General features: G+C 42.8%; 9 protein-coding genes. 3 read left to right on the forward strand and 6 right to left on the reverse strand.

All coding sequences use genetic code 11. The features are described 5' to 3' along the window. Positions 1-653, reverse strand: a 653-nt coding sequence (locus A136_RS17505) for an MFS transporter (RefSeq protein ID WP_017063497.1), incomplete at its 3' end; no start/stop codon positions are given. Positions 654-1,152: 499 nt separating this feature from the next. Between A136_RS17505 and A136_RS17510 the strand changes: the two genes are divergently transcribed. After that, positions 1,153-3,270, forward strand: coding sequence for a methyl-accepting chemotaxis protein (locus A136_RS17510; RefSeq protein WP_017063498.1), 2,118 nt, complete (start codon positions 1,153-1,155; stop codon positions 3,268-3,270). 112 nt (positions 3,271-3,382) lie between these two features. On the opposite strand, the gene A136_RS17515 is transcribed toward A136_RS17510, so the two are convergent. From A136_RS17515 to dinG, 5 genes are all read right to left on the reverse strand, one after another. Beyond that, on the reverse strand, positions 3,383-4,516 hold the full coding sequence (locus tag A136_RS17515; RefSeq protein WP_017063499.1) for a cupin domain-containing protein: 1,134 nt from the start codon (positions 4,514-4,516) through the stop codon (positions 3,383-3,385). A gap of 57 nt (positions 4,517-4,573) precedes the next feature. Beyond that, positions 4,574-4,744 carry a pleiotropic regulatory protein RsmS gene (rsmS, locus tag A136_RS17520; RefSeq protein ID WP_017055021.1) on the reverse strand — a complete coding sequence of 57 codons (171 nt, stop codon included), beginning with the start codon at positions 4,742-4,744 and terminating at the stop codon, positions 4,574-4,576. Further along, positions 4,734-5,282 (reverse strand): primosomal replication protein, encoded by a 549-nt coding sequence (locus A136_RS17525; RefSeq protein WP_017062115.1) that lies wholly within the window; start codon positions 5,280-5,282, stop codon positions 4,734-4,736. The genes rsmS and A136_RS17525 overlap by 11 nt, the downstream gene beginning before the upstream one ends. Positions 5,283-5,304: 22 nt before the next feature. Next, positions 5,305-6,084, reverse strand: a complete 780-nt coding sequence (locus A136_RS17530; RefSeq protein ID WP_017062114.1) for a sulfite exporter TauE/SafE family protein — start codon at positions 6,082-6,084, stop codon at positions 5,305-5,307. Between the two features lie 128 nt (positions 6,085-6,212). Next, positions 6,213-8,288 carry an ATP-dependent DNA helicase DinG gene (dinG, locus tag A136_RS17535; RefSeq protein WP_017063500.1) on the reverse strand — a complete coding sequence of 692 codons (2,076 nt, stop codon included), beginning with the start codon at positions 8,286-8,288 and terminating at the stop codon, positions 6,213-6,215. A gap of 513 nt (positions 8,289-8,801) precedes the next feature. On the opposite strand from dinG, the gene A136_RS17540 reads away from it, so the two are divergent. Together A136_RS17540 and A136_RS17545 are read left to right on the forward strand one after the other, a co-directional pair. Further along, on the forward strand, positions 8,802-9,794 hold the full coding sequence (locus tag A136_RS17540; protein WP_017063501.1) for a porin: 993 nt from the start codon (positions 8,802-8,804) through the stop codon (positions 9,792-9,794). Positions 9,795-9,871: 77 nt separating this feature from the next. Beyond that, positions 9,872-10,579: a DUF2057 family protein gene (locus A136_RS17545; RefSeq protein ID WP_017062111.1), complete on the forward strand. Its 708-nt coding sequence runs from the start codon at positions 9,872-9,874 to the stop codon at positions 10,577-10,579. Positions 10,580-10,742 lie beyond the last annotated feature (163 nt).

Here is a 10,742-nt window from a genome sequence, read left to right on the forward strand (position 1 = left end):
AATACCAATAAGAAACCTTGGAAACGTTTATCAGACAGAACGAACTTGTAGCTGTTGGCAACCGATTCATGCTTGCGTCGTTCTTTCGGCAGTGTTTCCATCATGCTCGTCATCATAGTGATCACAACAGCAATACCAAACAGCGCAAGGAATAAGTAGCTAGAACGCCAGCCGAAAACTTCTGTTAGGTAACCACCCAGTACAGGAGCCATCAATGGTGAGAAAATCACACACATGCTAATCAAGCTGTTTGCACGGTGCAGCTCTGCGCCTTCAAAACAGTCGCGAGTCAATGTACGAGACATCGCACCACCACAACCGATGCCCAAACCTTGGATAAAGCTGCCCGCTAAGAACCATTCATATTCGTGAGTGAACAATGCTACCAAAGTACCGATGATGTAGATGATCAAACCAATCACGATGATCGGTTTACGACCTAGGCGATCTGAAAGTGGGCCGTAAACAAATTGCGACAGACCATAAGGGATCAAGTAACACGCCATCACTGCCTGCAGTGAAGATGCCGAAACTAAGAACTCACCTGCCATATGACCGATAGAAGGCACGTACATCGTTTGAGTCATTTGACCTACGGCAGTCAGAATAGCGATTAAAAAGGTAAGTTTCGCTAATGGAAACGAGGCGGACATTTGCGTATCTCTCCAAAAATTAAGACGTAAAAAGCCTTAGCGCTCCATTAAAGGAGAGCCAAATGAATAAAGTGTTCAGGGAATCTAGGCGCGAGATATTAGAGCTTGATTGCGGGCTTAGCAATCAAAAAGTGTGAAGTTGAGCAAGATAAAAATCTATAACTTGGATTATAAAAACTAATCCGAAATTGCTGCATTTTAAAGAGGGAGAGGGTGGAGTGGGCTTCCTTTAAATATCGATGTTCTGGCTATGTCCAAAGCGCTAAAACCTAAGCAACACAGCCAATGATTATATGAGTACATCATTTTAAATCACAGAAAAAAGGAAGAAAACACGCTCTATTAACATTTGTATAAACTTTCGTTTTATATGTAAGCAATTTGTGCTGTAATTATCCGCTAAGCTATTCGTCTAACTTGTTTACATTTTGTACAGCAATTCGTTGTCGATGTGATAGTTATGGTTATGGAAGTCTTTTGGCTTAAATAAGGATATTAAATGCGCTCTCTATCGGTACAGTGGAAAATAACCCTCTTAGCAGGTTGTTGTTTAATCATTACGTCACTGTCTCTTATTGGTTTCTCGATCTACAACGCAACGAGCAATCAACAAGTCATCAAATCTCAAAGTTCAGAATCAGTTATCAATAAAACTCAGCAGCTGCTGGCGTCTGTTTCTCAGCTTAATGCTCAAGAAACTCAACGTTATGTAGACGAAGCTATTTACCGCGCAGAGATGCTTGCGGCCAGTGCTCAGTTTCTAAAAAACAATGCAGACGAAAACTTTACACCAAGTGAAGAGCTTCGTACCGCCTTGGATGAAATGGTTCGTCGCTCGGTTTTAAACTTCGACTCTATTCAAGGAGCGTATCTAGTTTTCAAGCCTGACTTGCTCGATAGTGAAGATGCGAATTATGTCGATGCTGATTATGTTGGTTCTAACGAAAAAGGTCGTTTTGCTCCTTACTGGAAGGTGGCAGATAACGGTGAAAATGTTCTAGCGGACGTTCTTTCAGAATCTATCTTGAATGATGACAGCAATAGCGAACGTTTTTACTGTCCTTTGTCTTCAGGGCAAACGTGTATTAGTACGCCGAGAGTCGTGAACAGCGGTGGTGTAGCACTACTTACGTCCTCTATTTCAGTCCCTATTTTGGTTGACGACGTTGCTATTGGTTTTCTTGGTATTGATCTAAGACTTGATGGTTTAACCAGTGTGATTACTCAATCTGACCAGAGCTTGTTTAACGGTGCGGGTAAAGCTTACGTGGTTAGTCTAGATGGTTCGGTCATCGCTTCTGATGATTCAAGCATTGCAGTCGGTTCAACTTTCCAAAGTGGCAATACAAACAGTGATTTAATGACCGACTTTATCTTTGGTGGTGAAGTGACAACGCAATGGAGCGAGAACGGTGAGTGGTTACTTGCCTTTGCACCTGTTGTTGCAGCTAACCAAACTTGGGGGGTGTTGTTTGAGATCCCAAGAGACAGTGTCGTCGCTGACGCAAATAAATTGGATTCCATCATTAGCACTAAGCTAAGTGAAGGCATCAAAACAGAAGTGATCGCCGGTACAGTGTTTATTATCTTTGGCTTAGCCATTATCGCGTTTGCCTCGTTGTCTATTGTGAAGCCGATTCGTCAGGTTGTGGAAAGGTTGAATGACATCGCTTCAGGTGAAGGTGATTTGACGCAGCGCTTGGAAGTGAAGTCTCAAGATGAAATCGGTCAGTTGTCAAAAGGATTTAACCTGTTCCTAGATAAGCTGCAACACACAATCAAAGAAGTCATTCACACCACAGAACAAGTGGCAAATACTACCAGCCAAGCGAAAGCATCAGCATCAAGTACTCGTGAAAGCAGCGAGTCTCAATTTAAAGAAGTGGATCTAGTCGCGACAGCGGCCGAAGAGATGACTCAAACTGCGGGCTTAGTGGTACAAAATGCAGAAGTGGCCGTTGATGCAGCGTGCGAAGCGAATCGTTCTGCTCAACAAGGGCAACAAGTCATCGAACTTTCAGCAGGTGAAATGAGAAAGCTGGTTGAGCGTATGTCGAGTGCTGTTCCTATTGTTGAAGAATTGGCAAAAAATAACGGAAACATCACCGAGATCTTAAGTGTGATTGAAGGGATCTCTGAGCAAACTAACTTACTGGCATTGAACGCGGCGATTGAAGCGGCTCGTGCTGGCGAACAAGGTCGAGGTTTTGCTGTTGTTGCGGATGAGGTAAGAAACCTCGCAAGTCGCACCCAGTCATCGGTTGGTGAGATCAGAGCGGTGATCGACAAGGTTCATGCTGGAACTCAAGATGTCGTTGAAGCAATACAAGAAGGCAATATCCTAGCTAACGATACAGCACTACACGTTCAGAAAGCAGTTGAAGATCTGGGGTCGATCTTTACTTCTATTGAGGCGATCAGTGATATGAACAGTCAGATCGTTCGAGCAGCCGAAGAGCAACAATCGGTTTCCGGTGAAGTAAATCAAAGCGTGGTTAATATTCGCGATTTGAGTGCGAAGATCTTGGAGCAAGCCGCGGCTTCTGAGCAAGTCGGCAATGAAATTGACCAACTGTCTCAACAACAAAAGAAGTTGGTCAATCAGTTCAAGGTATAAGCATTAAGCCTTAACCAGTTCTTGAATAGAAAAAGGGACAAATGAAGATTTCATTTGTCCCTTTTTTAATTGTTTATTTAGAGGCTAGGCAATAACCAGCGGTTGACGCTGCTTACTCTTCGATAAACCAGTAGCCTTTGTTGACCAATTCAGTCACGACAGTTATGCCCGAAGGAGATAGGGCAGTAGCCGAGGTAATCATGGTCTCATCGCAAAGCATGTTGAGTAACGAAGAATCCGCTTCATCCACCTTAACCACTTCGCCATTGATGTAAGCAGTGTTGCTTTCATTTTCGTGGTAGAGCGCCTTTAAGCCTGATACTCGGTGAATCTCACCTTCAGACTCTAAGTGTTGAGCGATCTCTTCTTGAGTCCATAGTGGCTCTGGAGCAACGATATCAAGCTGGTGGCGTGATTGGCTTAGCAGACAACCCATGAATTCACTGATGGTTTCAGGTTGCTCTAGTGCAGATTTCAACATGCCTGTGAGATTACTTAAATCCGATGAACGAATTTTTCCGTAGCCTTCTTGCATTTTGAATTCTGGATCGTGCAGGTGTACGTCACCCATATCATGAGCAAGCACAAAATCGGCAAAGTTGCTGATCAGTTCTTGTTCTTTAGGTGAGCGGTAGCCAATAGAGTAGCTCATTGACGGCTCTAACGTGCTCCCTTCATGTGGGAAACCTGGTGGGATATAAAGGATATCGCCCGGCTCTAAAGTTTCATCAATGATTGGGTCAAAACCTTCAATTTGACGAAGTGCAGACGCTTGAACAGTCTCTTTGTATTGGCCAACATCTTTAGCGCCAACCTTCCATTGACGTTTGCCTTGACCTTGAATGATGAAGACATCGTATTGATCAATATGTGGGCCTACGCCGCCTTCAGGTGCTGAGTAGCAGATCATGAGATCGTCGAATAACCAGTTTGGTAACGCTTGGAACGCCTCAGTCAGCTGATTTGCGCCTTGGTGCCAGTGGTTCGCTGCTTGAACGATCAGTTGCCAATGAGTTTCGGTTAATTCGCCAAACTTTTCTTCAGAGAATGGGCCGTGTTCTGCAGTCCACTGATTGTCGAGGTTAGAGACAAAGCGAGAATCCACTTCTTCTTCCATCGATAAACCAGCAAGTTCTTCCGGCGAAATTGGGTCGACGAAGTTTTGGAAGCCACCCTTTAAGATGGTTGGTTTTTTATGCCAGTAGTTTTCAAGAAACTCGGGCACAGAAAAGCTGAGTTGGTACATGTGAATCCTGTATATTTTTATGCTAGATGCTAGATGCTAGATGCTAGATGCTAGATGCTAGATGCTAGATGCTAGTTTGGCTTGTAAATCTTGCTGGACAATTTTGATTGCTTCTAACGCGACTTTTGGATCGATTTCGTTGCTTTCGAGCAGATAGATCAGGTCGACAGCTAACTTAACTTCTTCTGGTGCGTTATCCAGTGGTGATGGTGTGTTATCAGTGTTCATTTCGCTTAGGGTTCTCTAAGTTAATCAGTCTCTCAATATTTTTCATTGAGTCTTCACAGCGTTCTAATCGCTCTTTTGCTAACTGCCAAGCCTCTTCCGCTTTTTTCTTACTGTGGCGAGGCGCAGAATCAAACGTTAACTTTCGTACTCGTACTAAATCGACCAATCGCTTTTGCCAGTCTTGGTGCTGGGCGAGTTCGTTGTATAGGTCGTTCAGGGTTTTCCCTGACTTGCTTTTTCGGTCCAAGCGTAAATCGTGGTTGGCTAACTCTCTTTGGATTGCTGCAATCTGATTGGTCAGCTTTTCTGTCAGGTAGTTGGCTCTGGACGCGGTCAGTTGATTTGAGGTTTGTTCACGTACAATGGTGCGGTACGTTGCCTGAGTTTCAAGTGCATAGGGAAGCAAAACAGAGGCGCCGCATTTAAATAAGGCTCGGTCAAACAAGGCTTGATGATAAGCCCCTCGAGATTTGTCAACCTGCGAGCAATGGCCAATCAAGGTATCAATAACACTTTTTAGCTTTGAAAATTGATTCATTTCACTTCCCGTTGGCTACTGCCTATAAGTTCACAAACCAAGCTTCGTATGCCAGTTTAATTGCAAGTACGCTTACAACTGTAACAAACACAGGTCTTATAAATGTAGCACCGAACCGAATAGCAGAGTGAGCGCCAACAAATGCACCGGCCATCAAACAAAGGCCCATGGTTAAACCTAGAACCCAATCAATATGACCAAGAATCGCGAAGGTCACCAAAGAGGTAAAGTTACTGGTAAAGTTCATGGCTTTGGATAGACCAGAGGCAAGTAAGATGTTTAAGCGATAAAGCGCCATAGAGCTTACCGTCCAAAACGCGCCAGTTCCTGGGCCAGCAACCCCATCATAAAAGCCAAGAATGAATCCTTGGTACTTTTGTTTTCTCTTAAGCACAGGGCATGGCTTAGGAGACACATTATGGCTCACATCTGGAGTCTTATGAAAAATGGTATAGACCGCTGCGGCAAGAATGACTAACGGCAATACCTTCTCTAACCACTCGGTGCTAATGGCATCAACAGTGAGTGTGCCGATGGTCGCACCTATTAAAGTAGATATGAATGCATTGACCCAACACTCAGGCTTGAACAGCTTTTTACGGTAGTAAGTAAATGCAGCTGTAGATGAAGCAAACGTTGCGGCCAGCTTATTAGTTCCGAGTGCAATGTGTGGCGGCAGGCCAAGCGATAGCAAAGCTGGAACGGTTAACATCCCTCCGCCACCTGCGACAGCATCAATAAAGCCTGCTGCAAATGCAACCAGAGCAAGTATGACCAACATGGTTGGCTCAATCATTTCCATAAATAGCTAGTGTTCTCGTTATCGGCTGATAGGGCAGCCACATGAAAAATCTATGGATTAGTCATGTTGGGTTGTGAATGCAAGGGCCTAGCGATGAAGGCCCATAACTACCTCAAGGGCAGGGGATATTAGTATTTTATTGTTCTTTTAAAAGGCGGTAGTGAATCGAGTAGGGACTTTCCGTATCGCTTCGTTACTATGCGTCTATCAAGGATCGTGACTTTACCAGAATCTCTTTCCTTACGCAGTAGTCTACCCACAGATTGAATAAGCTTTTTACTCGCATCTGGAACAGTAATCTGCATAAAAGGGTTACCACCGCGTGATTCAATATATTCTGAATGTGCTTGCTCTACGGGAGAGGTAGGAACACCAAAAGGAATCTTGGTAATAACGAGGTTTTCAAGAAGCTCACCCGGTAGATCAAGACCTTCAGAAAAGCTGCCAGTTCCAAAAAGAACGCTGGTTTTACCTTGGTCTATTAGCTTTTTATGTTTTTTTAGAATTTCAGTTCGTGAAGTATCGCCTTGAACCTGCAATGCCCACGACTTTTTAACGAAATCTGTTGTTAAAGCATCTGCAACTTTGTTCATTTGCCAGTAAGAAGAGAATAGAACGAGATTGGCTTTTTTGTCTTCTATTACCTTAGGCAAAATTTCAATAAGATATTCGGTAAACTGAGGTGCTTGTGGTTCGTACTTCATTGCAGGAACGATCAGCTCAGCTTGATTCTGGTAATCAAACGGTGATGCCAAAGCCAAAAACTGTACGCCATCTTCTGCTTTTTGGCTGATACCGGCTTGATGACAGAAAAAGCTGAAAGAGTTGAGCGCCCTCATGGTCGCAGATACTAATACGGCACCCACACAGCGGCTCCAGATTTGTTGATCCAGTTGCCAACCTACCTCTAGTGGCGAAACATTCACAACGAAATCGCCTTCGCTTTCTTTATTCAGTTCGAGCCAACGAGCCAAAGGAGCGCCTTTTTCTCTCTTCGGTTCAGCCATTAAGCGCCAAACTTGAGCAAGGTTCTCTGTTCTTTGTATATAGAAGCCAATTTCTGCCAGTGCCGGCTCTGCAAGTTTTGCTGAAAGCTCGCCGTCTTTAACTCGTTCTGCAATTAGGTCTGCAATCTTCGCAACGGCTTGGCTCGCCTTTTGCGTGAGCTGCTTGAGATCTTTAGATTCATTCTCAAGCCACTCTGGTAAGTCGCCATGTTCGAAGCGATACAAGCCGTCTTCAAAGTGGTTAGCGTCAAACTGTTTACTCATTTGAGTCAGGGTAGGGATCAGCTGTTGCACTGAGTCTTGCAGCTCATTTCGAAACCGGTGGACACGTTTCTCGTCAGCGAGGCCTGAAAGCTTAGTGATTGATTGATTCAAACGCTCCAACCACGATGCTGCGCCTTTTAAGCTCGCAGCCGCAGAAGAGTGATCTCTGGCTACATGCGGTAAATGGTGAGCTTCATCGAATATATAGATGCTATTTTCTGGTTCAGGCAGTATCACGCCGCCGCCTAAGTCTGCATCAGCCATCACTAAACTGTGATTGGCGATAATCACGTCTGCTTTATCTAGCTCTGAGCGAGCTTTCTGGAAAGGGCAGTCTCTATGCGTAGGCATACTGTTGTTACAGCTGTGCTTATCGCTGACAATCATCTGCCAAATCATGTTGTCGATGGGTTTTGGCCACGAATCACGGTCACCATCCCATTTACCTTGGGTTAGGCTACGATACATGGTTTGAAGTTGGTCGATATCCTTCTTCTTTGGCTTAGATTCGAACATGGCCATTTGTCCGCCATCAACCCCGCAGGCAGCGGCTAGCTTTTCGGAACAACAATAACGCTGTCTGCCCTTCGCTAATATGAAAGAAAACTCTCGATCAGTCAGTCTTCTATATAGAGGGAGATCTTTATTGACGAGCTGTTCTTGTAGCGCAACCGTCGCCGTTGATATGACTATTTTTCGGTTATTGAGCACAGCGACAGGAATAGTTGCCATTAAATAAGCCAGTGATTTCCCGATCCCGGTTCCAGCTTCTGCAACAATCATGCGATTACTTTTGTGGTATTGACCACAAAGTGTCTTCGCTATTTCTGCAACAAGGTAATTTTGAGCACGTCGAGGTACAAAGTTGTCCAACTGATCTTGGAGGTTTTGATAACTGGTGCGAATAGATTTTTGAATTTTAGTAGTTAGCATACTGTGACCTACGTAACGGAGCGAGGATAGTAGCACATATCACTAGTCGGTACATTTACGGTGAAATAGCTTGCTTTTGAATCAAAGGTAGATCTTGTTCACAAAAAAAAACTGAACCATCAGGAACTTAACTATTTTATTTATGTTGCGAAATATAAATATTAAAAAAGACTTGCTTGTAGGTGTTAAATCCTGAGATGTGGCGTTTTTACAAGTTGTTTGTGGTGTTAAATGCTGTTTTGTTCTTTTTTTGGATTATTATATTTCCTAATAAAACTAAGGATAAGCTGCTCGTAAAACTATGAAAAAAAATGTAAGTAGTTGATTTTGATTGCTTTGTGTTTTTTTTAGGTTTGTTTTTAGTTTATTTGACACGCAGGATAATCTTTTGCAATCTAGACCTCGAAATTTAGTGACGGTGATTAACCAACAAAGAGTGGTAATGACCAGTCATAAAAATAAAAGGGAACCGGGCAAGGATCTCCCATTCTTAGAAAAGGCAGTGGATTTATTATGAAAAAGACTCTATTAGCACTTGCAGTTGTTGCAGCAGCAGGCTCAGTAAACGCAGCGGAAATTTATAAATCAGAAGACGGCGCAGTAGACTTTTACGGTCAACTACGTACAGAGCTTAAGTTCCTAGACGGGCAAGATGCCAAATTAGGTTCAGGTTCTTCGCGTGCTGGTGTTGACGCTCAATATAATGTATCTGATGATCTTAAAGTTCTTGGTAAAGTAGAATTTGCATTGAAAGACAGTGGCGACATGTATGTACGTAACCACATTTTTGGCTTTAGCAGCGATCAAGCGGGAACAATCAAATTTGGTAAGCAATGGACTACATCAGATGATGTATACGGCGCTGATTACTCATACTTCTTTGGTGGTTCTGCACTGCTTTACTCTACTTTGAACGAGGCTCTTCATGACTCACAAGTAAAGTACTCTTACGATTCTGACAACTTCTGGGTAAAAGCAGGATACGGATTAGCAGAAGATGACTCTAATCAAGAGCTAGCTGAACTTTACGTTGGTTTTTCTGTTGGTGACGTAAATATCCACGTTGGTGGTGGTCAAACAACTGATGATGTAGCTGGTTCTGGTTTTACAGGCCTTGAAAACACATACTACGAAGGTACTGTTGAGTACTCTAAAGATGTTCTAACAGTTGGTGCAACTGTTGCGGCATCTTCTGTTGAATCTGCTATTGATAAAGCAGACCAAACAGGTTTCTCAGTAGCTGCTACGTATGGCGTTGCTGATAAAACAACAGTATATGGTGGTTATGAGTTCGTGTCTCAAGATCACGATTTATTAGAAGATAGCAACGTTGTTTACGTTGGTGCTGAATACAAGTACGCTAGCTGGGCACGTGTCTATGCTGAGTATGGTTATGCAGACGGTAGTACTCTAGGTTTCAACGCTCAAGGTAGTGATATGGTTGTAGCGGCTCAGACTGTTGAGGGCGAAAACAATTTCGGTATCGGTGCCCGTGTTTACTGGTAATTTGATATATTGTTAGAAAAAGCCCAACATAGAGTTGGGCTTTTTTTTGCCTATTTTTTATAAGGATGGATACAATAATGCAAAGTTTCAAATATTCTTTTTTGGGGCTGTTAGTTGCTTCTACAGTAGTTGATGCCGAAGTAATATTGGATGTCCCTGAAAATGTAAATTTACTTTCAGTAAACATGAGTGTTCCTGACTTTGAACAAGGGTTGTTTTCTGCAGATAAGACAGTGCTTTTACCTGACGGTGAAAACCAAATCGTTTTTCAATATGAACCAGTATTTGATGAAAGAGATAATCAAAGGAAAGTCTACAGTTCTGTTATTATCGCTAAATTTGAGGCAAAAAACGAAGAACTTACCTTATCTATGCCTGAGTTTAAAAACTTGCGTTCTGCTCAAGAAAACATTGGAAACTTGAATTGGGAAATTAAAAATAAGCAAGGACAAGCCTTAATCAAAAATGAAGACATTTTAGCTAGTGACGGAGTTCAACTAAATAGAAGTTATTCTGAAGAAGCTACAGAATATAATAAAGTTGGTGGTGCTGCTGCTGTAACCATGAGTTATTTAGTTGTAGAAAACCAAGTTCGTCCTGCAGTTAAGGTTAATGCTACAAGTTTAGAAGAAAACACGCTAGTAAACGCTGAAGGTTTAACGGCTAACACATCAGCTCAGGTTGTAGATAAATCGGAGTCTTTGAAACAACTTAAAGCTTTGTATCTGAGCACTTCAAAAGAAGACCGTAAAGTATTCCGTAAGTGGATGATTGACCAAGAGTAATCAATTTTTATGTGTAAAAAAGCGAGATATAATAAATATCTTGCTTTTTTATATTGCTATGAGTTAAATCTCTTTCCACTCACCAGGCTGTAGCTGCCCCACATTCATGTTGCCCATTGAATAGCGGATAAGACGTAGGGTAGGGAAGCCGATATTGGCTGGC

This window comes from Vibrio crassostreae 9ZC13 (assembly GCF_000272045.2).
GTDB lineage: Bacteria > Pseudomonadota > Gammaproteobacteria > Enterobacterales > Vibrionaceae > Vibrio > Vibrio crassostreae_C.

Excerpts from the sequence above, each read along its gene's own strand:
- A136_RS17510 (WP_017063498.1), top strand. The coding sequence starts at position 1,153 with ATGCGCTCTCTATCGGTACAGTGGAAAATAACCCTCTTAGCAGGTTGT.
- A136_RS17515 (WP_017063499.1), bottom strand. The coding sequence starts at position 4,516 with ATGTACCAACTCAGCTTTTCTGTGCCCGAGTTTCTTGAAAACTACTGG.
- rsmS (WP_017055021.1), bottom strand. The coding sequence starts at position 4,744 with ATGAACACTGATAACACACCATCACCACTGGATAACGCACCAGAAGAA.
- A136_RS17525 (WP_017062115.1), bottom strand. The coding sequence starts at position 5,282 with ATGAATCAATTTTCAAAGCTAAAAAGTGTTATTGATACCTTGATTGGC.
- A136_RS17530 (WP_017062114.1), bottom strand. The coding sequence starts at position 6,084 with ATGGAAATGATTGAGCCAACCATGTTGGTCATACTTGCTCTGGTTGCA.
- dinG (WP_017063500.1), bottom strand. The coding sequence starts at position 8,288 with ATGCTAACTACTAAAATTCAAAAATCTATTCGCACCAGTTATCAAAAC.
- A136_RS17540 (WP_017063501.1), top strand. The coding sequence starts at position 8,802 with ATGAAAAAGACTCTATTAGCACTTGCAGTTGTTGCAGCAGCAGGCTCA.
- A136_RS17545 (WP_017062111.1), top strand. The coding sequence starts at position 9,872 with ATGCAAAGTTTCAAATATTCTTTTTTGGGGCTGTTAGTTGCTTCTACA.